This is a genomic window from Pseudobacillus sp. FSL P4-0506 (genome assembly GCF_038003025.1).
Lineage (GTDB): Bacteria > Bacillota > Bacilli > Bacillales > Domibacillaceae > Pseudobacillus.
In genome coordinates this window covers 4,121,735-4,144,449 of record NZ_JBBOOI010000001.1, presented here as the reverse complement: position 1 = coordinate 4,144,449, position 22,715 = coordinate 4,121,735, and the positions used below count along the sequence as shown (strand labels likewise).

The 22,715-nt window shown below is 40.5% G+C and carries 27 protein-coding genes; 18 read left to right on the top strand and 9 right to left on the bottom strand.

The window, feature by feature from the left end:
* Positions 1-75 precede the first annotated feature (75 nt).
* The 4 genes from MKZ02_RS20770 to MKZ02_RS20755 all read left to right on the top strand — a co-directional run bounded on the left by MKZ02_RS20770 (position 76) and on the right by MKZ02_RS20755 (position 3,485).
* On the top strand, positions 76-972 hold the full coding sequence (locus MKZ02_RS20770; RefSeq protein WP_340856025.1) for an ABC transporter ATP-binding protein: 897 nt from the start codon (positions 76-78) through the stop codon (positions 970-972).
* Complete coding sequence (locus tag MKZ02_RS20765) at positions 965-2,209, top strand: ABC transporter permease (protein ID WP_340856022.1); 1,245 nt, start codon at positions 965-967, stop codon at positions 2,207-2,209. The genes MKZ02_RS20770 and MKZ02_RS20765 overlap by 8 nt, the downstream gene beginning before the upstream one ends.
* Positions 2,210-2,293: 84 nt before the next feature.
* On the top strand, positions 2,294-3,235 hold the full coding sequence (gene yhaM / locus MKZ02_RS20760; protein ID WP_120036443.1) for a 3'-5' exoribonuclease YhaM: 942 nt from the start codon (positions 2,294-2,296) through the stop codon (positions 3,233-3,235).
* Between the two features lie 76 nt (positions 3,236-3,311).
* Positions 3,312-3,485, top strand: coding sequence for a sporulation YhaL family protein (locus MKZ02_RS20755; protein WP_120036444.1), 174 nt, complete (start codon positions 3,312-3,314; stop codon positions 3,483-3,485).
* A 57-nt stretch (positions 3,486-3,542) separates the two neighbouring features.
* Here MKZ02_RS20755 and MKZ02_RS20750 read toward each other — a convergent pair whose 3' ends face one another.
* From MKZ02_RS20750 to MKZ02_RS20730, 5 genes are all read right to left on the bottom strand, one after another.
* Complete coding sequence (locus MKZ02_RS20750; protein WP_340856018.1) at positions 3,543-4,433, bottom strand: peptidylprolyl isomerase; 891 nt, start codon at positions 4,431-4,433, stop codon at positions 3,543-3,545.
* Between the two features lie 224 nt (positions 4,434-4,657).
* Positions 4,658-4,843 (bottom strand): hypothetical protein, encoded by a 186-nt coding sequence (locus tag MKZ02_RS20745; protein ID WP_340856465.1) that lies wholly within the window; start codon positions 4,841-4,843, stop codon positions 4,658-4,660.
* Between the two features lie 138 nt (positions 4,844-4,981).
* A complete protein-coding gene (locus tag MKZ02_RS20740) occupies positions 4,982-5,518 on the bottom strand; it encodes a DUF3267 domain-containing protein (protein ID WP_340856016.1) in 537 nt (178 codons plus the stop codon).
* 173 nt (positions 5,519-5,691) lie between these two features.
* Positions 5,692-6,261 (bottom strand): HTH-type transcriptional regulator Hpr, encoded by a 570-nt coding sequence (locus tag MKZ02_RS20735; protein WP_120036447.1) that lies wholly within the window; start codon positions 6,259-6,261, stop codon positions 5,692-5,694.
* A 151-nt stretch (positions 6,262-6,412) separates the two neighbouring features.
* Complete coding sequence (locus MKZ02_RS20730) at positions 6,413-6,772, bottom strand: YtxH domain-containing protein (RefSeq protein ID WP_120036448.1); 360 nt, start codon at positions 6,770-6,772, stop codon at positions 6,413-6,415.
* A gap of 178 nt (positions 6,773-6,950) precedes the next feature.
* On the opposite strand from MKZ02_RS20730, the gene MKZ02_RS20725 reads away from it, so the two are divergent.
* The gene (locus MKZ02_RS20725) at positions 6,951-7,139 is read left to right on the top strand and encodes a hypothetical protein (protein WP_120036449.1); all 189 of its coding nucleotides are present in this window, start codon (positions 6,951-6,953) and stop codon (positions 7,137-7,139) included.
* A 55-nt stretch (positions 7,140-7,194) separates the two neighbouring features.
* On the opposite strand, the gene MKZ02_RS20720 is transcribed toward MKZ02_RS20725, so the two are convergent.
* The gene (locus MKZ02_RS20720; protein ID WP_340856007.1) at positions 7,195-7,713 is read right to left on the bottom strand and encodes a tryptophan transporter; all 519 of its coding nucleotides are present in this window, start codon (positions 7,711-7,713) and stop codon (positions 7,195-7,197) included.
* Positions 7,714-7,864: 151 nt separating this feature from the next.
* Positions 7,865-8,296, bottom strand: a complete 432-nt coding sequence (locus MKZ02_RS20715) for an HIT family protein (protein WP_340856005.1) — start codon at positions 8,294-8,296, stop codon at positions 7,865-7,867.
* 152 nt (positions 8,297-8,448) lie between these two features.
* On the opposite strand from MKZ02_RS20715, the gene MKZ02_RS20710 reads away from it, so the two are divergent.
* Positions 8,449-9,186 (top strand): ABC transporter ATP-binding protein, encoded by a 738-nt coding sequence (locus tag MKZ02_RS20710; RefSeq protein ID WP_120036452.1) that lies wholly within the window; start codon positions 8,449-8,451, stop codon positions 9,184-9,186.
* A complete protein-coding gene (locus MKZ02_RS20705; RefSeq protein ID WP_340856001.1) occupies positions 9,183-10,403 on the top strand; it encodes an ABC transporter permease in 1,221 nt (406 codons plus the stop codon). The genes MKZ02_RS20710 and MKZ02_RS20705 overlap by 4 nt, the downstream gene beginning before the upstream one ends.
* 80 nt (positions 10,404-10,483) lie before the next feature.
* Here the strand turns inward: MKZ02_RS20705 and MKZ02_RS20700 are convergent, their stop codons facing one another.
* Positions 10,484-10,996, bottom strand: coding sequence for an antibiotic biosynthesis monooxygenase family protein (locus tag MKZ02_RS20700; protein WP_120036454.1), 513 nt, complete (start codon positions 10,994-10,996; stop codon positions 10,484-10,486).
* A 298-nt stretch (positions 10,997-11,294) separates the two neighbouring features.
* On the opposite strand from MKZ02_RS20700, the gene hemE reads away from it, so the two are divergent.
* From hemE to MKZ02_RS20660, 8 genes are all read left to right on the top strand, one after another.
* The gene (gene hemE, locus MKZ02_RS20695) at positions 11,295-12,335 is read left to right on the top strand and encodes a uroporphyrinogen decarboxylase (protein WP_340855999.1); all 1,041 of its coding nucleotides are present in this window, start codon (positions 11,295-11,297) and stop codon (positions 12,333-12,335) included.
* Positions 12,336-12,354: 19 nt separating this feature from the next.
* Positions 12,355-13,281 carry a ferrochelatase gene (gene hemH / locus MKZ02_RS20690; RefSeq protein WP_340855997.1) on the top strand — a complete coding sequence of 309 codons (927 nt, stop codon included), beginning with the start codon at positions 12,355-12,357 and terminating at the stop codon, positions 13,279-13,281.
* Between the two features lie 37 nt (positions 13,282-13,318).
* Complete coding sequence (hemY, locus tag MKZ02_RS20685) at positions 13,319-14,722, top strand: protoporphyrinogen oxidase (protein WP_340855994.1); 1,404 nt, start codon at positions 13,319-13,321, stop codon at positions 14,720-14,722.
* A gap of 176 nt (positions 14,723-14,898) precedes the next feature.
* Positions 14,899-15,111, top strand: a complete 213-nt coding sequence (locus MKZ02_RS20680) for a hypothetical protein (RefSeq protein WP_120036458.1) — start codon at positions 14,899-14,901, stop codon at positions 15,109-15,111.
* The gene (locus MKZ02_RS20675) at positions 15,104-15,499 is read left to right on the top strand and encodes a hypothetical protein (protein ID WP_120036459.1); all 396 of its coding nucleotides are present in this window, start codon (positions 15,104-15,106) and stop codon (positions 15,497-15,499) included. Before MKZ02_RS20680 ends, MKZ02_RS20675 begins: the two co-directional genes overlap by 8 nt.
* A 61-nt stretch (positions 15,500-15,560) precedes the next feature.
* Positions 15,561-15,728, top strand: coding sequence for a hypothetical protein (locus MKZ02_RS20670; RefSeq protein WP_340855991.1), 168 nt, complete (start codon positions 15,561-15,563; stop codon positions 15,726-15,728).
* Positions 15,729-15,925: 197 nt separating this feature from the next.
* On the top strand, positions 15,926-16,498 hold the full coding sequence (locus tag MKZ02_RS20665) for a TetR/AcrR family transcriptional regulator (RefSeq protein WP_120036460.1): 573 nt from the start codon (positions 15,926-15,928) through the stop codon (positions 16,496-16,498).
* Between the two features lie 73 nt (positions 16,499-16,571).
* The gene (locus tag MKZ02_RS20660; RefSeq protein WP_340855989.1) at positions 16,572-18,869 is read left to right on the top strand and encodes a YhgE/Pip domain-containing protein; all 2,298 of its coding nucleotides are present in this window, start codon (positions 16,572-16,574) and stop codon (positions 18,867-18,869) included.
* 87 nt (positions 18,870-18,956) lie between these two features.
* Here MKZ02_RS20660 and yhfH read toward each other — a convergent pair whose 3' ends face one another.
* Positions 18,957-19,091 carry a protein YhfH gene (gene yhfH, locus MKZ02_RS20655; RefSeq protein ID WP_120036463.1) on the bottom strand — a complete coding sequence of 45 codons (135 nt, stop codon included), beginning with the start codon at positions 19,089-19,091 and terminating at the stop codon, positions 18,957-18,959.
* Positions 19,092-19,285: 194 nt separating this feature from the next.
* Between yhfH and MKZ02_RS20650 the strand changes: the two genes are divergently transcribed.
* The 3 genes from MKZ02_RS20650 to MKZ02_RS20640 all read left to right on the top strand — a co-directional run bounded on the left by MKZ02_RS20650 (position 19,286) and on the right by MKZ02_RS20640 (position 22,711).
* A complete protein-coding gene (locus tag MKZ02_RS20650) occupies positions 19,286-20,020 on the top strand; it encodes an MBL fold metallo-hydrolase (RefSeq protein WP_120036464.1) in 735 nt (244 codons plus the stop codon).
* Positions 20,021-20,033: 13 nt separating this feature from the next.
* On the top strand, positions 20,034-21,023 hold the full coding sequence (locus tag MKZ02_RS20645; RefSeq protein WP_120036465.1) for a lipoate--protein ligase: 990 nt from the start codon (positions 20,034-20,036) through the stop codon (positions 21,021-21,023).
* Positions 21,024-21,157: 134 nt separating this feature from the next.
* Positions 21,158-22,711 (top strand): fatty acid--CoA ligase family protein, encoded by a 1,554-nt coding sequence (locus MKZ02_RS20640; protein WP_340855985.1) that lies wholly within the window; start codon positions 21,158-21,160, stop codon positions 22,709-22,711.
* The last annotated feature ends 4 nt before the right edge of the window (positions 22,712-22,715 follow it).

Sequence of the window (22,715 nt, the reverse complement as noted above, 5' to 3'; positions counted from 1 at the left end):
AATATTTTATAACAAAATAATTTTATGGAACTTTTTAGGGATTTGCGCGTATGGTTAAAAGGGGAGTGATAAAATATGCTTATTCTAGAAAACGTAACCAAAAAGTTTAATGACTTCACCGCAGTCGACGATTTGTCTTTGCAAATTCCAGAGAGAGAGCTATTTGGCTTTCTGGGTGCCAATGGAGCGGGAAAAACAACCACTTTTCGCATGATTTTAGGGATCTTACAGGCGAACAAAGGAATGATTCAGTGGAATGGACAACCAATTAATTATAAAGCGAGTCCTCTTATAGGCTATTTACCTGAAGAAAGAGGGCTTTATCCAAAGATGAAAGTGAAAGATCAAATTATCTACTTGGCCCGTCTTCGCGGAATGGATAAAAAAGAAGCTGCAGCTGAGGCGGACCGTTGGTTGGAACGCTTTCATGTCCCGGATTATGCAGGAAAGAAAGTGGAGGAGCTATCAAAAGGGAACCAGCAGAAAATCCAGTTTATTTCCTCTGTTGTTCATAAGCCGCAGCTGCTTATTCTTGATGAACCGTTCAGCGGTCTCGATCCCGTCAATGTTGAATTATTGAAGGAGGCCGTGGTGGATTTAAAAGAAAACGGAACGACAATCGTATTCTCAAGCCATCGAATGGAACATGTGGAAGAGCTTTGTGAGAATTTATGTATGATGCATCGCGGACGCCCGGTTGTTCATGGCAGGCTTCGTGAAATTAAGCGTTCATTCAGCAAAAAAAATGTAGCTGTTCAAGCAGATTTTGATCTTGAATTTTTAAAGGATATACCCGGAGTCCTGCGGGCAAAAAGAACAGCGGAAGGCATGCTGCTGCAAATCGCAAAAGAAGAGACGTCTCAGCACATCTTCTCCGCTTTGCAAGGAAAAGGGTTTGTCACCAAGTTTGAGCTGGAAGAGCCATCACTTAACGACATTTTTATTGAAAAGGCGGGGGCTTCCTATGAATAATTTCTGGATGATACTTTCACAGTCTTACATAAATAAATTTAAGACAAAGGCATTTATCGTGACGACGCTGCTTGTGGCGGTGGTCATTATTGCTGCAGCTAACATGGAGCAGATTTTCTCCTATTTTGATGATGATAATAAGGAAACGAAAATTGCGGTTATTGATAAAACAGGAACGATGTATGAGCCGTTTAAGGAGCAGCTTGCAGCCGTAGCAGATCATTTAACCGTTATACAAACAGACCAAACAGAGAATCAATTAAAGAAGGAAGTTGGAGAAGGAACATATAAGGGGTATCTATTGTTAGAGAGGACAGGAGATGGGCTGCCAGCAGCTACATACAAAGCAGAAAATATAGCTAATAGTCAAATTACTTCTAGCATTAGGCAAGCGTTGCAATCTCTAAAAACAATGGAAGTAGCGGGCAGGTTGCAATTAACAAGTGAGCAGATACAATTATGGAATGCACCGGCTTCGTTTGATACGATTGCTCTAGCAAAAGGCGCCAAATCAGAAGAAGAGTTAATTCAGGCACAGATTCTGGTATATGCTCTCTTATTTTTCATTTATTTCTCTGTTATTATGTATGCCAACATGATCGCTTCTGAAGTAGCGATTGAAAAGTCTTCCAGAGTAATGGAAATTTTGATTTCGAGTGTATCGCCGGTCAAGCAGATGTTTGCCAAAATACTAGGCATCGGTCTTCTCGGCCTTACTCAATTAGTTATTTGGTTTGCTGTTGCTTATATAACAATATCTAATCAGCCTGAAGGATCACTTATCGGCTCACTCGGACTAAAATCTATTTCTGTTTCTATGATTATGTATGCGGTTCTTTTATTTATTCTTGGCTACTTTTTGTATGCGACCATAGCTGCATTGCTTGGATCGCTCGTTAGTCGACTTGAAGACGTTCAGCAGATGATGACACCGCTAACTCTGCTTATAATGGTCGGCTTCTTTATTTCCATGTACGGTCTCAGCAATCCGGAGTCTCCATTAATTACAGTTACTTCTTATGTGCCGTTTTTTACACCGATGATTTTGTTTGTCCGCATTAGCTTGCTTAGTATTCCTGTATGGGAAGTAGCACTCGGCTTCGGTATTTTAATCGCGGCTATTCTTGTTTTTGGTGTCATCGGTGCCCGTATTTACAAAGGCGGCGTTTTAATGTATGGAAAGTCCAACTCGTTAAAGGATATGAAAAAAGCAATAGAGCTTTCAAGAGATAACTGATTTATTCCAGATCCCGCACAGAGCAATTATTCCAAAAGCTGTTATGTTATAATTAGCTCACGAATATTAAGGAGGGGAAGCAATTTGCAAGGGATTACCCATTATGAAGCAGGGCAAAGCGTAGAGAGTTATTTATTAATTAAATCAGTAACGAAGAGTATAGCGGTAAATGGAAATCCCTATTTAACGCTTATCTTGCAGGATAAAAGCGGTGATATTGAAGCGAAGCTCTGGGATGCGAAGGAAGAGACAGAAAAACAATATCAGCCCCAAACGATTGTCAAAGTAAAGGGAGAAATTCAAAATTACCGTGGTCGAATGCAGTTGAAAATTCGACAAATTCGACCAGCCAACCCGCAGGATGGAAAGCAGGTTAGTGAATTTATTGAAACAGCTCCGCTCAGCCAAAAGGATATGGCAGATATGATCACTCAGTTTATTTTTGAGATGGAAAATCCTCATATCCAGCGTATTACCCGTTTTTTATTAAATAAATACCATACAGAATTTTTGGAGTACCCAGCAGCAACGAAGAATCATCATGAATTTGTTTCGGGTCTAGCTTATCATGTCGTGTGCATGCTTAAGCTGGCAAAATCTATTGCTGACCTGTATCCTTCTCTGAACCGCGACTTGTTGTACGCTGGTGTTATTTTGCATGATCTGGGAAAAGTAATTGAGCTATCAGGTCCGGTTTCGACTGTTTACACCATAGAGGGGAACTTGCTCGGCCATATTACGATCATGGTAAATGAAATTGGCAAAGCGGCGGAAGAACTCGGGATCGAAGGGGAAGAGGTTACTGTTCTAAAACATGTTGTACTTTCTCATCACGGCAAAGCAGAGTGGGGAAGCCCGAAGCCGCCAATGGTTAAAGAGGCCGAAATTCTTCACTATATTGATAATCTTGATGCGAAAATGAATATGCTAGACCGTGCATTGGAGCGCACAAAGCCGGGAGAATTTTCCGAGCGCGTATTTGCTCTTGATAACCGGGCCTTTTATAAGCCGCATTTTTCTTCTTAACATGTCCAAATTTGGGCATGTTTTTTTCTTTGCATGAATACACTGGTTACAAATGCGGACAAGAAAGGGGATCAGGATGATTATTCCATTATGGATTTATGCAGTAGTAGCAGGGATTTTGTTCAGCGCATTTATGACGATTAAGACATCAAGGGCAGACAAAAAAGTAGATCAGGAATTTATTGAACAAGAAGGACAAGTTTATATACAAAGAATGGAGAAAGAGCGGGAACTAAAAGCTAAAAATTAAAAAAAGCGTCTGTCCTGTAAATAATAAGTATTTACAGGACAGACGCTTTGATCATCTTTATTTTTCTGATTTTTTGTCAGAATCGGATAAACCTTCAAAAGCGCCTTTTAAATCTTTATCTTTTACTTCCACATCGGCCGCTTTCATCTCTTTATCAAGCTTTTTCTGCATAGTTGCTGAATCTGCTTTAGAGCGTTTTAATTCCTTTGTTAATTCAGCTTTCATTTCCTTAAATGGTTTTTTCTCTTTTACATCTGTGATTTCAATAATATGGTAACCATAGTCTGATTTGATTGGCTCACTGATTTGTCCTTTCTTCAAGGTACTGAGTGCTTTTGAAAACTCTGGAACAAATTGTGCACGTCCCTCGTTATCCACCCAACCAAGTTCTCCGCCATTCTGGGCAGATTGTGTATCAGTGGAGTATTCCTTAGCCAAATCCTCAAACTTCCCGCCTTTGGCCAGCTTGTCTTTTACTTCTTTCGCTTTCTTTTCATCTTCTACTAGAATGTGCCGTACTTTAACTGGCGCTTCCCATTTATCGTAGTATTCTTTTACTTGTTTATCTGTTACTTTAATATCAGCGAGCGCTGCTTTTTCTCTTAAAAGTTCAAGCTTTAAGAACTCTTTGAAACCTTTTTCATCAAGGTTATATTGAGCCAGGAATGCTTCGTATTGTGAGCCAAGCTGTTCCTTCGCTTTTTTTAGTTCTTTATCCAGCTCTTTATCCGACACCTCATATTTCTCGGAAAGCACCTTTTTATACATAGCCTCCTGAAGCGCTTGCTCCATTTGAGGAGAGTACTTTTCCTTCATAGCATCGTATAATTCTTGTTGTGTAACATCGCCTGCTTTCGAAGTAGCAACAACATCATTTCCTCCGGCGCCGCATCCAGCTAGGCCGACAGCCCCTGCGAGTAAAGAAGCAGACAGGATCCATTTTTTCATTTCTTAAACAACTCCCTGATTAATCAGCCGGCCTTCAATGCAGCAACGGCTTTTTCAAATTTTTATACAGGACATACTATATCATATTTTTAAGAAGCAGCCAAAAAATTCAATTCAGAAAAGTAAAAGAATCTCGTTTGCCATAGAAATAAAAGCTGTTTTATTCACTAAGTTGCATTCTTTTCGGCTTACATAAAAAGAGCCAGCTTCATAGAGCGGCTCTTTTATGCAAACAAAATTTCCACATAAGAGGAAATCAATAAAATGGTAATGTAAATATTGATCGTGCGAAAAATTTTAGGGTGGCGTTCTTCGGGGATCTCTTTTTGAACGCAAAGAATATTAGTCATACGATTGATATTATATAGAATCAATGCTGAAAAAATAATAAATACGGTAATAACGGAGATCACTTTATCCCCCTCCCTTTATGTTCATATGTAATAAACATAACAAAAATTATATTAAAAAGATAGAAAAATAGTTGAAAGCAGAGAAGAGATTCTCTGCTTTACATGTAAGGGATAATGACTAAATGAGCCAGCATCTTATTGAGGGATAAGGATTTCATACCCTCTGTCGTGTTCTTCAATGACTGCATATTTTGGCGAAGCAGCCATCGCTTTTAAATAAAGCAAATCAATTGCACACATGCCTGTGTGGAAAGCAGCAAGCATAGTAAAATAGTGAATATAATGAGGAAACATTACTCCACAAACGAGCAGAGCTGGATTAACTGTAAAGAAGGGGAGCAAAAGGCTCACCATAAATGTTTTTTTAGGAACAGGCTGCTTTATGTTAATCGAAATAATTGGCATACAAAAACAAGTGATTTTGCATTGGCATTTCATTTGCCGCCAATAGTGCAAAATCGGCAGAAGATGAATAAGTTTATGAAGCGGATAAATGGCTAACAAAGCTATAAGAAAAAAATGAAAATAACCTGAATACAGTGTTTTCGAAAAGAGCGATTGCATGAGAGCAAAGCTGAAGGAAAAAACCAGCATGGTCAGCAAAAGAGAAAATATGAGGATTTTATTGGATCCGTATCTCTTTTCAAAATCAAATGTACGCCAGCATTTCATCGGAATCATCCCTCCGTTTGACGTTAAAACTGCTATTGCCTAATCACTTTACGATGTGCTCGAAGAAAAATCAAGCCGTTTTTTATTAAAATTAAGTAAAGTTTTGAGGCAAAGCAAACGGGAGGGTGGTTAAAGAAAAGAAAGTGAGAGCTTTCCGTCAAAAGGAGAAGCTCTTAAACTTTTTGTTCAAGCTTTTTTTTTCGCAATTTACCATCTTCTTCATCGAGATCTTCACCGATATTATTCATGGACTTTTCAAATATATCAACGAAGTCTTCGCCGTAAATATTTTTTACAATGGACATTACTTCCATCATATCGGGAAACTTACCGAATAATTCACGCAGCGGCGCGCTGCCTGCAAAGACAGAATTGGCATTGGGATCAAAGTCTTCCATCAGATCAAGCAAAAGCCTTTCTCCTTCTTCAGTGATTTCCACGTACGTATTCCGCTTATCAGTTTCCTTTTTAGAGAATCTTAAATAACCTCTCTCTTCTAATTTTTTTGAAAAATTAAAAGCGGTGGAGACATGCATAACTCCGAATTTAGCAATATCAGAAATAGATGCTCCTTTTAAATGATAGGCGATCCAGAGAATATGATGCTCGTTAATATTTAAGTCATAGGGCTTAATCCAGCGCTGCCAGTCTTTTTCTATTGCTTTCCATAATGCTTTGCTTAATTGAGCCATTCGTTGGCTGAAAATAAGCGCTTCTTTCATTGAGTATTGATGATTTGTCATTTTTGCACCTTCTTTTCCGAATTCTTTCACTCCTAATTGATAGCCAGTTATAGAGATTATTAATATTATTATGCCAATAAAGTAAAAAATAATAAAGATATAAATTAACTAAATTTTCGAAAAAAATGGAGAGCCTTTGTTGGCTCTCCATTTACTTTCTGGCGGGCAGCGTTTTTTGCAAGTCTTCTACAGTTTTTTGTACCTCAGCAATATCTTTCTGTAACTTTTCAATATTTGGTTCTGTACTTTCTTTCCAGATTCCTGCGCTCACCTTCAAACCGTTTGCTACTTCGCCAATATTGTCCTTGCTGACGTCTTTTAAATGCATCACAGCTTGTTTGACTTGCCCAATATCTGTTTTAATGACGCTGGCATTGCTTTTTAAGCTTGCCTGTGCTGTTTTTAACCTTTCTCTGGCTTGTTGGCCTGACATAGGAGTGTTGAGCAAAGTAGCAGCTGCTCCGGCGGCCGTGCCGGCAATCATGCCTATTAACAATGATTTTTTATTCACTTTTTTCACCTCTTGTTAGATTATAGTTCTCCTTGAATAGATAAAGTTTCTTTAATTTGATGGGGACAGGTACATTGCCAACTGGAAGGTGCATAGTATGTAAAAGGACCCCGCTTTGCTATATTTCCCTTAAGCAACGAAAAACAAACGGTTGATTCTCGTTAAAGGAGTGTCACAGATGGAAGGGATCATCTTTGGATTATTTGCGCTGAGTTTTATCCTTCTGATTAGCATGATCCATCATATCCGTTCTATATGGAGGCCAGGCATTTCCATGTCAAGACCTATGTTAATTCAAAGAGCTCGCACTCTTGGAATTGCAGGGGGCTTTATTTTAGTCATTGCAGTGCTTATGCTGTACTGGTGATGGACGTATATCACAAAAAGACTCCTTTGTTTTAAAAGGAGTCTTTTTGGACTGTTTACACCTGTTCGACCAGGTTTGAGCGCTTTAGCACAGATTGTACAATTGGATAGATAACTAGCATGACCACAGCATTTACAGCCGAGGCAGGCAATACAATTGTAAGGAATAAAGCAGCAAATGGACCTGGAAGGCCGACAATAGCGAGTGCAGAACCCAAGAAAACGACTCCGGAAACAATCGTGCCGATAGCTGTTAAAACAACCGCTCCGAAAGTATTCTTGCTGTACTTGGCAAATAGAATGAACAAACCATAAAAGACAAGGGCAGTAACTGGTTTATCAATCATATTAGGAATCAATCCGGCTGGAAAAGAAGTGGTTAAGCCGGAAATCACTCCGGTTACAAGGCCGGCCAACAGCACACTTTTCACATTTGGAAACAATAAAATTCCTAAAAACATCATTGTCAGCATCATATCGGGTTTCATTCCAAGGAATAGTCCGGGCATCACGGTGTGTAAAACAGCCCCCATGCCTATTAACAGTGACAGGGTAACTAAAGATTTTGTATTCATTTCTCATCTCTCCTCTTCTCATCTCATCTCAAAACAGCTTCTCCTGACATACGCTAGTTGTTGTCAGCGAAAAGATAGTATAAGTATAGCACATCGAAAAGTGCTAAGGAAGCTGAATATTCTGTCAACCAATCAGCTTTTTTTCTCCTCTTTAAGCGGTAGTTTGAATATGGGCCGAGATTTCTTTAGCAATTTCCTGAAGCTCCTCGCCCGTATGATTCAGGTCGTTTACCTTAAAGATAGGATGGAATCCATCTTCACGCCCAAAGCGAGGAATAAGATGAATGTGATAATGGAAAACCGTTTGGCCTGCTGTCTCGCCATTATTGTTTAAAATATTTAACCCTTCAAGGTTGTAAGCGGCTTTAAGCGCTTCTGCAACAATAGGCACACGTTGAAAGAGGCGGCTTGCTTCTTCCGGAGAAAACTCAAATATGTTCTTCTTATGATTTTTTGGGATGAGCAATGTATGGCCTTTTGTTACCTGACTGATATCTAGAAAAGCGTACACTTCTTCATCTTCAAACACCTTGGCAGAGGGAATTTCTCCGTTGATGATTTTACAAAAAATACAATCGCTCATTTTCTTCATCCTTCCTATGTATAATTGCCAAAATTTTATCATAAAAGATATATTTATTAAATAGACAAGTATAGAAGGGGCACTTAACAATGAGATTCTGCTAATATTTTGTTAAAATAAGCGTATGACTTTACGAGAAAGGACGTTTTTTTATGTCTTTATTAACGGTAGAAGGACTAGTTGGCGGCTACACCCGCAAGCCGGTACTGAACGATATTTCCTTTTCAATTAATCAGGAGAGCATCGTCGGGCTGATCGGTCTGAATGGAGCGGGAAAGAGTACGACGATTAAACATATTATCGGCCTCATGGAACCGAAAAAAGGGAAGATTTCCATTAACGGACTTTCTTTGCAGGACAGCCCAGAGAAATACCGGCGTCAATTTTCCTACATTCCAGAAACACCGATTTTATATGAAGAGCTGACGCTTGAAGAGCATATGAAATTAACTGCAATGGCATACGGTCTCACAGAGGAGGAATACAAGCGGCGCATCGGTCCACTACTAAAAGAATTCCGACTTGATTCAAAAATGAACTGGTTTCCCGCTCATTTCTCAAAAGGCATGAAGCAGAAAGTAATGATTATGAGTGCTTTTTTAACAGAGCCTTCTCTTTATATTATTGATGAGCCGTTTGTTGGTCTGGATCCATTGGGCATTCAATCGCTGCTTGAGTGGATGAAGCGAATGCGCAATAGTGGTGCGGGCATTTTAATGTCAACCCATATACTGGCGACAGCGGAGAAATATTGTGATTCCTTCATTATTTTACACAACGGAGAAATCCGAGCACAGGGAACAATTACAGAGCTTCGTGAGCAATTTCAAATGCCGGGTGCTTCTCTAGATGACATTTATATTCAGCTGACGAAGGAAGAAGAGCAATGAGGCAAGTAGAAGAGTTATGGAAATCAAGAATAGCCGCTTATTATTCAGAGTTGCGCAAGTACCTGCGCTACATGCTGAATGATCATTTATTATTTGTCCTTGTATTTGGTCTCGGTGCCGCCTTATATTATTACAGCGGTTGGGTAAAGACATTGGATGAAACATTTCCGGCGCCGTTCATCATGGCTGTTTTTTTAGGCGCACTGCTTTCATGGAGCCCGGTATATACATTTCTAATGAGAGCGGATACGGTCTTTTTACTACCGCTTGAAGAGAGAATGGTTCCTTACTTTCATAAGGCTATCTGGACGAGCTTTCTGTCCCAGAGTTACTTATTGATTGCAGCGCTTGCTTTGTTTATGCCACTGTATACGCAGGTAAGAGGCGGTTCTATGAAGGTTTTCTTCTTTTGGCTTCTCCTCCTTGCTATCATAAAGGTCTGGAATTTAGTTGTTCGCTGGCATGTGCTTAAAATCCAAGAAAAAGAGAGCAGACAGATTGATTGGGGAGTCCGTTTAGCTTTGAACATATTGCTGCTTTACTTTGTATTTTCAAAGGCAGCTGTCCTGTTTGCCTTAGCAGTGGCTGTTGTTATGGCTGCTTATTATCTCTATTTCCGGAAAATATCAAGGCGTATGGCATTGAAATGGGAAACACTCGTGGAACTAGAAGAGAAGCGGATGGCTGCTTTTTACCGGATGGCTAATTTATTTACCGATGTTCCTCATTTGCGGGGAACGGTCAAGCGCCGGAAATGGCTGGACAAGTTGCTCGGCTACATACCATTTGATCCAGCAAACACGTACACGTATCTATTCCGACGTACATTTGTCCGAATGAACGAGTTTTTTGGACTGTACGTTCGTCTTACGGTCATTGCAGCACTTATTATTTGCTTTAGTGGACAGGCTGTATTGCAGCTCATTATTGCTTTGCTGTTTATCTATTTAACAGGTTTTCAGCTCTTGCCAATGATCCGCCGCCATGAAACAAAGATATGGGTATCCCTGTATCCGGTCTCTCCTGAAAGAAAAAGTGCTTCATTGTTAGAGTTAATCGGCCGGCTGCTCTTATTGCAGGCGATTATTTTCGGCTTAGCGGCATGGGCAGGCCATTCCGTGAGTCAAGGGGGCATTGTCGTTGTAGCTGGAATAGTATTTGCTTTGTTTTTTGCAAAGATGTACGCGCCAGCACGGCTGCGTAAAATGTTTCGATAATCAGCCTAAACAGCCTGACACCGAAAAACACGGGTGTCAGGCTGTTTTTTTGCTGCCATTCTATTTTAGAAAAAATGAAATTAATCATTTCCATTAGGGACAATATACGTAGTTATATAAGAAGGGCTTGAGAAAATATGCGGCTGTTCATTTACGCCTGCTTCTGGTTTTTTCATCTCATGGGCTTGTTTGAATTCTTTAGAGTCTTTCCAGTTTGTGAATGACTCCCGATCTTGCCACTGTGTTAAAATAACGTAAGTATCAGAATCGAGCGGCCGAAGCACACGAATAGCTATAAATCCTGGCGTATTCTCAATCGCCCGCGCCCTGCCTTTAAAGCGATATTCGAAAATAGGGCGTCCTTCGTCAGTAACAGGGATATTATTACATACAACGAAGCCGTGATCGGCTAATTCTCCCGACGTGTCGATTACTTCATATTTACGAGGGGATTGGAATACTGTTTTATTATTTGTCTCATGAAGAAGGGTAGCACCTTCTGCATTCTCCATTAAAAGGATTTTTTCAGATGCGTGCTTTTCCTGTAACTTCTTCATGAAGTTATATGTGCCGGTTGTTATGAAAATATACATGCTTCCACCTCATTCAACAATAGTTAATTATTCTTTATTATATTACTTTACACTTAGTTACTCTTCTCTAAACTATTGTATGGGCAAAAAAGAAGGCAGTCGGTTCTTTATGGCAGGCGTTTGGCTGGTTTCTTTGGAGAATTTATGACATTTGAGGGTCTGTGCTATACTTTTTTGCCTAAAACAACTATAGTGTAAACGTATAAATAGACAGGATTCTTCGCTTACTTCCGTTTACGGATTGTATATAAAGTGATAGATCGACTTTTAGGAAATGAAAGGTGGATGTGCAGCAGCTATGAGACAAATTAATGAAACATTTTTAAAAGCGGCAAAAGGGGAGAAGACAGAGTATACACCAGTTTGGTATATGCGCCAAGCGGGTCGTTCCCAGCCGGAATACCGTAAATTAAAAGAGAAATATTCCCTCTTCGAAATTACCCACCAACCTGAACTGTGCGCTTACGTCACCAAACTTCCGGTAGATCAATATAATGTCGATGCAGCTATTCTTTATAAGGATATTATGTCACCGCTTCCTGCTATAGGAGTGGATGTCGATATTAAATCGGGAATAGGGCCGGTCATTGATAACCCGATTCGCTCTTTAGCTGACGTCGAAAAACTTGGCCAAATCGATCCGGAAAGTGATGTTCCATATGTATTGGATACGATTCGATTGCTGACAAAGGAGCAGCTTGATGTTCCTCTTATCGGCTTTGCAGGGGCCCCTTTTACGCTTGCTAGCTATATGATCGAAGGGGGACCTTCAAAAAATTACAATAAAACAAAAGCCTTTATGTATGCGGAACCAAAAGCATGGCAAGCACTGATGGACAAGCTGGCAGAAATGACAGTGACTTATGTACGCGCGCAAGTGAAAGCCGGTGCTCGGGCGATTCAAATTTTTGATTCATGGGTAGGGGCTTTAAACGTTTCTGATTATCGTTTATTTATTAAGCCGGTCATGGAACGCATTTTCAATGAACTCCGCGAAGAAAATGTTCCGTTAATTATGTTTGGAGTAGGCGCAAGCCATTTGGCGAAAGAGTGGCATGATTTGCCGCTTGATGTTGTTGGTCTTGATTGGCGCCTGCCTATTAAAGAAGCGAGAGCTATGGGAGTGACAAAAACTGTGCAAGGAAATCTTGACCCGGCTATTTTGTTGGCTCCTTGGGAAGTCATCGAAGAGAGAGCTCGCGCTATTTTGGATGAGGGACTCGCGGAGCCAGGTCATATTTTCAATTTAGGACATGGTGTTTTCCCTGAGGTGAATCCGGACACACTAAAACGTCTAACAAGCTTTGTACATGAATATAGCGCACAAAAACGAAAATAATGCAACAGAGGTGAGAGACATGACAAAGAAAAAAATGGGCTTATTAGTCATGGCATACGGAACGCCCTACAAAGAAGAAGATATTGAACGTTATTACACGCACATCCGCCGAGGGAGAAAGCCAACGCCGGAAATGCTTGAGGATTTACGCTCTCGTTACGAAGCAATCGGCGGGATTTCACCGCTTGCTTCGATTACAAGAGAGCAGGGGGAAAAGCTTGCACAGCATTTGAATGCCGTACAGGATGATATTGAATTCACTCTTTATATTGGCCTGAAACATATTGAGCCGTTTATTGAGGACGCTGTGCAGCAGATGAAAATGGATGGGATAACAGAAGCCGTATCTCTAGTGCTTGCTCCTCATTTTTCCACCTTCAGTGTGAAATCCTATAACAGCCGAGCGAAAGAAGAAGCGGAAAAAATTGGCGGACCGGCAATCACATCTATTGAAAGCTGGTATCAGGAGCCGAAATTTATTGATTATTGGGCAGGAAAAGTAAAAGAGACGGTTGCCAGCATGTCAGCAGAAGAGCGTAAGAACTTCGTAATGATTGTTTCTGCTCACAGTTTGCCAGAGAAAATTATCTCCATGGGCGACCCGTATCCGAAACAATTACAAGAGACAGCAGAACTGATTGCGAAAGCGTCAGGTGTGGCTAATGTAGAGGTTGGCTGGCAAAGTGCGGGAAATACTCCAGAGCCGTGGATTGGACCGGATGTACAGGACTTGACACGCGATTTATTCGAGCAACAAGGCTATAAGGCGTTTCTTTATGTGCCAGCAGGGTTTGTGGCAGACCATTTAGAAGTTCTATACGACAATGACTATGAATGCAAGGTAATTACTGATGAAATCGGCGCAGCGTATTATCGTCCGCCTATGCCAAATGCCCGTCCGGAATTCATTGAGGCTCTTGGTGAAGTGGTTTTAAAGCATTTATAAAGAAAACACAAAATAATAAAAAGAGGGCGATGAAACTGTGCTGGGTGAAAAAAAGAGGGTTGTTGTTGTAGGCGGCGGAATAACGGGACTAGCAGCAGCCTATTATTTGCAAAAAGCAGCAAAAACCAGCCAGCTTCCATTAGCTGTCACGTTAATTGAAGCAACGCCTCGCCTGGGCGGAAAAATTCGAACAATTAAAAAGAACGGCTTTGTTATTGAAAAAGGGCCTGATTCTTTCCTGGCAAGAAAAGAAAGTGTGGTACGGCTGGTAAAGGACGTCGGACTTGGCGATCAGTTGGTGCATAGTGGAGCGGGCCAGCGATATGTGTTAGTAAATGATAAGCTTCATCCCATACCTTCTGGTTCCGTGATTGGAGTGCCGACTAAGATACTTCCTTTTATTACAACCAACCTTTTTTCTATTACAGGAAAAATTAGAGCCAGCGCAGATTTTTTTCTGCCTAACAATCACTTAAAGAATGATACCTCGCTTGGTGGCTTTTTTCGGCACCGTCTTGGTGATGAAATAGTAGAGAATCTCATTGAACCGCTTTTAGCAGGAATTTATGCCGGGGATATTGATAAACTTAGCCTGAGGGCCACGCTGCCGCAGCTAAATGAAACCGGGGAAAAACATCGCAGCTTAATACTTGGATTAAAGGAGATCGCCTCTGCGCTGACCAATGAATCAGACGGCCTTTTAACTTTAAAAGATGGGTTAGAGGAGCTGGCAGAAGCAATCGAAGGGAGACTCGAGGGCGGTTCAGTTCTTAAAGGCTTGCGTGTCAGGCAGATCGAAAGACAGGAAGACGGTAAGTTTTTTCTTGCATTAAATGACGGTGAACGAGTATTGGCTGATGGAGTGATTGTTACTAGCCCGCATTTTACCCTCCCTGCCATGATGCCACAACATCGTTTTTTCGATGTATTAAAAGAGATGCCGGCCATGTCTGTTGCAACGATAACGATGGCTTTTCCGGAAGCGGCCATCTCGCAGTCTATCACCGGATCTGGATTTGTCGTCTCGCGAAACAGTGATGTGACTATTACAGCGTGTACCTGGATACACAAAAAGTGGCCGCATGCAGCACCTCCGGGAAAGGCATTGCTGTGCTGTTATGTAGGCCGAGCGGGCGATGAAGCAATTGTTGATTTGTCAGATGCTGAAATTGAACAAATTGTAATGGCAGATTTAAAGAAGGTTATCGCTTTATCGACAGAGCCGGAGTTTACGGTTGTCAGCCGTTGGAAAAATGCTATTCCGCAATATACCATTGGCCATAATGAACGGATAGAGGCGATTGAAGAACGAATACGCGAACAACTGCCGGGCTTTTTTATTGCTGGCAGCTCTTTCAGAGGGATTGGCATTCCTGACTGCATCAAGCAAGGAGAAGAGGCTGCGCAAAAAGCAGCTTCATTTATACAAAATAAAGACTAACAAGGACTGTTCCAGAGACATGGGGGGAGGCTTGCCTGCTGTTTTTAAAACAGCAGGCAAGCCCGCTTGGCTGCTTCTGGAGACAGTCTTTTTTTATTATCGCTCAACTAACTTTTCTGTATGACTTGCTGACATAGGGAACAATAGGAGTAACACACAGCAAGGGAGGTTCCTGTATGGAAAAAGACAATTTAGGTATCCGCCGTGACATGGCAAGCCTATATGTAAAGAGAGAGGCGAATGACGAAGTGTTAGAAATTAGTTCAACCGGATATGGACTTGAACCTGTTCCAAGGGAATCAGAAGAAGGTGCTCTGGAGAATCATCATTCCTTTTTCAAAGCTAATGAAGAGCAAGAACAGGATTCATCTAACAATAAGTATGAATGAAAAGGCGAATAACAAAGTGGTAGAAGCGATAGACCGTTCTTTAAGAGAACGTATTGATAAAGAGTTGGCGGGACTGAAGTTTACAAAAAACTTTCGATCAGCTACAGCAGAAGAATGGTATTTTTTTCTTCCCGGATTTAGAGCAGAGCAAGAGGGCAGCGCAGCAGGAAAAGTGATTATCCATTACAATCTTTATGGGAATCGCGAGATATTCATTCATACGACGATTATTTTTATGGATTTGAAGATAGGAGAGTCGAAGCTTTATCCGCTTGTTTATGCACTTTCTGATGAAATCGTTAATCGTCTTGTCGGCTATGCTGACACGCTGCTTTCTGTTCATGCTGGAAACAATTCTTATCAAGCGGAATATCGGTCACCGGAATAAGAACAGCTAATAGCAGAAGCCATGCTAAAGGCTTTTTCATCATCTAAAGGAGGGACATACGATGGGAGAATGGAATGAACAAGCGGCTCCGAACAATAACATGGATTCTTCTGAAATAAAGAAGGCATTCAGGAAAAATAAACAACAGCCTGTAGAATTTTCAGAGGAGCTAGCGGATGGAGGAGAAAGAAACAAACGTTTTGAAGAACGAAAAAATAAAAAGCAATAGCATTTACTATTGCCGAATCCTTATAGGTTATGGAGCAGTTATTTCAACCAATGACCTCTATTCTTACATTCTGTACGGTAACGTGCAGAATTTTTTATTATCCATATTTAAAGATCTTGCTATCTTCAACTGTTTAGAGTATGATACTTATATCGAATGACTAAATTGTTCATTTGGTCAAAAAAGGGGGCAGAGGGATGGCTGTTGACCGTAAAAAGCATATTATTGACGCGGCTACTAAATCCTTTTCATTATTTGGTTATAAAGCGACAACAATGGATCAAGTAGCTAAATTGGCAAATGTCGGAAAGGGAACGATTTATACGTTTTTTAAAAATAAAGAAGAATTGTTTGATGAAATTATCCAGACGCTCATTACTGAAATGAGAGAGGTGGCTGAAAAAGCAATTGATCCTTCCCAGACATTCCATGAAAATGTGCACAGAGCTCTTTTTGAAATTTTACAATTTAGAAAGAAGCACCAGCTGACCATCAAGCTATTTCAAGAAGGAAAAGAAATGGGAACACCAGCCGTCCTTGAGGTCATGGCAATGATGGAGGAAGCCATCCTTTCATTCATTGGGGAAAAGATTCAGTTGGCGATCGAAACCGGTAAAATTAAACGATGCAATCCTGAATTAACGGCCTTTGTTATGCTTAAGCTTTATATTTCCCTAATCTTTGATTGGGAGCAAAGAAAAGAGCCTTTGAGTGAAGAGGAAATTTCTCGATTGTTTGAGCTTTATTTATTTGAAGGATTATCCACCTGAGGAAAATCCTTCTCTTTTACACTTTTTTGACCAAATGACTAAAATGGTCATATTTTTAAATGCGGAGGCAATTATGAAACGATCTATGTTTATAGCAGAATTAAAAAATATTGCTGGAAATCGAATGTTGTTCATTTCTATGATCGCTATTTTACTTATCCCGCTCTTATATGCCGGTATGCTCTTGTGGGCTTTTTGGGATCCTTACTCTCAGCTAGATAAACTGCCGGTTGCTATTGTCAACAAAGATACCGGTGCTGATTACGATGGAGAAAAGTTGGCGATTGGCAAGGAATTAACGAGAGAACTTGAGAAAAGCGATGATTTTGACTTTCATACTGTGAGCGAAAAAGAAGCAAAAAAAGGGATGGATAACCAAGAATATTACATGTTAATTGAAGTTCCTAAAGACTTTTCACAAAATGCTACGACGCTGCTTGATGATACTCCAAAAAAACTAGAATTAAAGTATGTGCCGAATGAAAGCTACAACTTTGTTTCTTCCCAAATGGGAAATACAGCAATGAAGGAAATTCAGGCGTCCGTCCAAAAAAGTGTTACTGAAACATATGCAGAAACAATGTTTGATAAAATCAAATCAATGGGTGAAGGTTTTGCAACTGCCAACAAGGGGGCTGGAGAAGTTGATGAGGGCGCAGGCAAGCTATCTGAAGGAGCAGCCCAATTAAAAGAAAATCTAGCTACTCTTGCTGATCGCTCTGTCCAGTTCTCAGAGGGGCTTTCAAAAGCAGGGAACGGTTCAAAAGACCTTGCTAACGGCGCTTCAAAGTTAAACTCTGGTTTAGCTCAGCTTGAAGAAGGCCAAAATAAACTTACAGCAGGCAGTCAAGAATTGCAGAAGGGCACGAACGAATTGGCAGCAGGCCTTGCTAATTTACAAACTGGTCTTCATACAGCAGATGGAAAAATGTCGGAATTAAATTCGGGCACAACAGAAATGAAAGAGGGCGTACAGCAATTCCAAAATAAACTGCCTGAATTGGCAAAGGGAACAAAGGAATTGGCAACTGGAGCTGAACAGCTAAATACCGGGCTTGGACAATTCGAAGAACAATTGATTGCTGGAATGAACGAGACGATTAATCAACAATTACAACAATATATGCCATTGCTGCAACAAAGGTTTTCTCCGATGGAGATTGCCATGATTAAACAGAAAGTTGAACAGCAGCAATCGCAAATGGCTGAGCAAATCAGAAGCAATGTAGGCAAGTTGCAAAAAGGCAGCAAGCAGCTTGCTGCTGGATCTAAAGAGATCAATAAAGCGGTTAGTGGACAGCTTGCACCTAACATGAAGTCATTAAACGAAGGACTTGGCAAAGTACAGAACGGTCAGCAACAGCTGCAAGCAGGCGTTCATGGATTAGCAGAAGGATCTAACCAATTAGCTTCTGGAACAGGAAAATTGCAAAATGGAGAAAAGAACCTGAGTGAAGGAATGAACAAAGTAGGTGAAAAGCTTTCAGAAGCCAAAAATGGATCGGCCCAATTGGCAACTGGAGCTGAAACATTAAACAGCGGCTTGGGAGAGTTGAACAGCGGTTCTGAGAAACTATCAGAAGGAGCCGGCAAGCTTGCAAAAGGTTCAACAGAACTGGAAAGCGGTTCGACTAAGCTGAAAGAAGGAACAGAAGAGCTGCATGAAAAGCTTGGGGAAGCAGCAGACAAAGCAAATGAAGTAAAAGCAAAAAAAGAAACGTATGATATGATGGCAGAGCCGGTTAAAGTAGATAAAGAAGTGAAACATCACGTACCAAACTACGGAACTGGTATTGCTCCTTACTTTTTGTCTCTCGGTCTGTTTGTTGGAGCATTGATGTTAACCATTGTCTTCCCGCTTAGAGAACCGGCGGAGCAGCCTTCAAGCGGTTTTCGCTGGTTCATTGGTAAGACGGGAATCATGTTCACCGCTGGGCTTGCACAGTCACTTCTTGTTTCAGCAGTCCTATTGTTAGGATTAAAAATGGAGGTACAGAGTGTTCCTTTGTTTATTTTAACTACAATTATTACTAGTCTAACCTTTATGGCTATTATCCAAATGCTAACAACCATGTGGGGAAATCCAGGACGTTTCATAGCTGTTTTAATTTTGATTTTACAATTAACAGCAAGTGCTGGTACGTTCCCTCTGGAATTAATTCCGACAGCATTACAGCCATTTAACTCTATTTTGCCAATGGCTTACTCTGTTCGCGCGTTTAAGACAGTGATTTCAAGCGGTGACTTCCATTTTATGTGGGCAAACGAAGGAGTCCTCCTTTCAATTGCAGCCGTTTGTCTACTCATTACATGTCTTTTCTTTAAGCGGTTGTTCAAAAAGCAATATAATACGCAGATAGTGGAAGAATAACAGGATAAAAAAGAAGCACCCGCTCAAGGCGAAGCGGGTGCTTTTTTATATCAAATGAAATTGGAAGATGAAGTAGCGGCAATTAAATTAAAGGTCTTGAATATCCGTGCATTCATCGCATACATGGCTGTAGCATTCATGCTGCTCGTCAATATAAGAGCCACATTTTGCACATTGTTTAGCGGGTAAGTTTTTGAAAAAGTCAACGATGTTTTTAACCATTTGCTGTTTCCTCCTTTTTGTTATATAACTGATTCCTTATTTTTATTAATTGTATTATAACAGTTTTTATACGTCAATATGTTTTTAACAAATTTTAAAATAAATCAAACAATTCATGAAGTTGAAGGAAAGTGGTTTGGGGAATACAATACGTATGAAGATAAAAATTAAAGAAATGGAAAGGAGCCCTTTTCATGAACGTTACTGTTATTGGCTGCTGGGGCGGTTATCCGAAAGTAAATGAAGCAAGCTCAGGTTACTTGTTTGAAGAAGGTGGTTTTAAGATGCTGGTTGATTGTGGAAGCGGGGTGCTTTCGCATCTTCAAAACCACATTCGCCCTGAACAATTGGACGCTGTTTTACTGTCCCATTATCACGCTGACCATGTGGCGGATATTGGAGTTTTGCAGCATGCTTTATTAATCGGCAAGCATATGGGAAAGGAAGTTTCACCATTGCCGATTTACGGGCATCAAGAAGATGAAACGGGTTTTGCTGCTCTTACATATAAAGATCTAACGGTGGGAAAAGCTTATCGCCCAGAGGAGAAGCTCGTTATTGGACCGTTTACAGTGGAGTTTTTGCGTACAGTTCATCCTGTACCTTGTTATGCAATGAAAATTTCTAATCATCGCCAGTCTGTCGTTTATACGGCTGATTCTGCTTATCAGGAAGCATTTGTTCCGTTTGTGAAAGGAAGCAGCCTGCTTCTTTGTGAAAGCAACTTTTACAGCGGTATGGACGGACAAGCAGCTGGCCATATGACAAGCACAGATGCTGGCAGGCTTGCCCGTCTGGCAGAGGTAAATACGCTTGTACTAACTCATCTTCCGCATTTTGGGGATATCACCGAGCTAAAAAAAGAGGCGGAGGAAGAGTTTTATGGTACAGTGCTCTTAGCTGAAGAAGATTTAGAAATAGGATTATAATGGAGGAAGTATCATGCTGTTTATTGATAATAAAGGAATTAACGACCCGCGGGTGAACCTAGCGATTGAGGAGTATGCAGTAAAATATTTGGATATCAACGAATCCTACTTGCTTTTTTACATTAATGAACCGTCCATTATTATTGGGAAAAACCAAAATACAATTGAGGAAATTAATATTGATTATGTAGAAGAAAAAAATATTCATGTTGTCCGCCGTTTATCAGGTGGAGGCGCCGTTTATCATGACTTGGGCAATTTGAACTTCAGTTTCATTACCAAAGACGATGGAGACAGTTTCCATAATTTCAAAAAGTTCACTGAGCCTGTCGTTACTGCGCTTCATAAGTTAGGCATTCAGGCAGAAATGAGCGGAAGAAATGATATTCTTGCCAACGGATTAAAAATATCCGGCAATGCACAGTTTTCTACAAAAGGAAGAATGTTCAGCCATGGAACCTTAATGTTTCAAACGAACATGGATGAAGTAGTGGCAGCATTAAAAGTGAGAAAAGATAAGATCGAATCAAAAGGAATTAAGTCAATTCGCAGCAGAGTGACAAATATCGCTGATTTATTGGAAGAAAAGATAACAATTGAAGAGTTCCGGCAATTTTTATTAAAAAATATTTTTGAGGGAGAGAGTCATATTCCTGAATATCGTCTCGATGAAAAAGACTGGCGAATCATTGAAGGAATCTCGCAGGAACGTTATAAAAATTGGGATTGGAATTACGGAAAATCCCCAGCGTTTAACATTCAGCGTTCTCACCGCTTCCCAGTGGGTTTAATTGATATTCGGCTCGATGTGAAAAATGGTCTTATCAAAAACTGCAAAATATTCGGCGACTTTTTTGGAGTGGGCGATATAGAAGAGATCGAGAATGGACTTCAAGGGATTAGATATGACAAAAATGCGATTAAAGAGGCGTTAGATTCGATTGATGTACCGCGCTATTTTGGAAAAGTAACAAAAGAAGAAATTGTAGATTTACTATATTGATGTTTCCGAAAACTGCCAATTAAAAAGGGCAGTTTTCTCTTTTCTTGCAGGCTGGAAAAAATTGAATTATAATAAATATTGAAAATTCAAATATGAATGACTATTCATTCATATTTTCAAAGGGAGAGGATGAAATGAATCTTTCAACAGCATTAGAACATGCTGCTGCCAAACAAGGGGGAAAAGTGGCGTATCATTTTCTTGATCAGACTGCTACATATGAAGAGTTAAACATGGCAGTTCACAGATTTGCATCCGGTTTGAAAGCATTAGGCATTGAGCAAGGGGATCATCTCGCATTAATTACGGGTAACTCGCCGCAGTTTATTATCTCCCTTTATGGAGCATTGCGGGCAGGGGCAACAGTCATACCTATTAATCCTCTATATTCACCAGAGGAAATCAGCTATATCGTTCAAAACGCTGATGCTAAAGCTGTTATTTTATTGGATATTTTAGTGCCGCTTGCTAACAAGATTGACCAAACTTTGCCTTTTGTCGAGCATTATATCGTTTGTGAAATGAACGAGGAACGGACAAAAGAAAAACAGCCTGAGGAATTTTCGATTTACAAGAAAATGAAAACGTTTTCTGAAGTGATGGATATAGGCCTTCAGCCCTTTCATCCACCTGCTGTTTCAGAAGATGATACAGCGGTTATTCTCTATACATCTGGTACTACAGGCAAGCCAAAGGGTGCCATGTTAAGTCATAAAAATTTATATTCTAACGCTCGTGACATTGGTTCTTATTTGCAATTCAGTGAAAAAGACAGAATCATTACTGTCTTGCCAATGTTTCATGTTTTTTGTTTAAGCGTTTGTCTGAATGCACCACTGATTAGTGGAGCCACCATGATCATCTTTCCAAAATTCAGCCCCAAAGAAATATTCGCACAGGCAAAGCAACATCAGGCAACAGTTTTTGCCGGTGTTCCGACGATGTATAACTTCCTCTATCAATCGGGTGAGGGACATTCAGAGGACTTTGCTTCCTTGCGTTTATGTATTTCAGGCGGTTCTTCCATGCCGGTTGCCTTACTTGAAAATTTCGAGAAAAAGTTCAATGTGAAAATATCTGAGGGATACGGCCTGTCAGAGGCAAGTCCTGTAACAACATTTAATCCGCTGGATCGGCCGAGAAAAGCCGGCTCTATTGGCTGTTCAATCATGAATGTGGAGAATAAAATAGTAAATGAAATGGGAGAAGAATTGCCAGCTGGCGAAGTAGGCGAATTAGTCGTTCGAGGACCAAATGTAATGAAAGGTTATTACAAGCAGCCTGAAGATACATCTGCTGCGATTAAAGATGGCTGGCTATATACAGGAGATTTGGCCAGACGAGATGAGGAAGGCTATTTTTATATTGTTGACCGTAAAAAGGATTTAATTATTGTAGGCGGTTATAATGTGTACCCGCGTGAAGTAGAAGAAGTGTTATATAATCATCCTGATGTGGTTGAAGCAGCGGTGCTTGGTGTGCCAGATCCGAATTATGGGGAAGCAGTACTTGCCTTTGTGGTTCCAAAAAACAAGGAGCTGAACAAAGAAAATTTAATGGATTACTGTCGCCGTCGTTTGGCCGATTACAAGCTGCCGCAGCAAATCGAATTTTTGGAAGAGCTTCCTAAAAATACGACAGGAAAAATATTAAGAAGAGCGTTGAAAAAGCAAGTGCTGCAAAATTGAACCA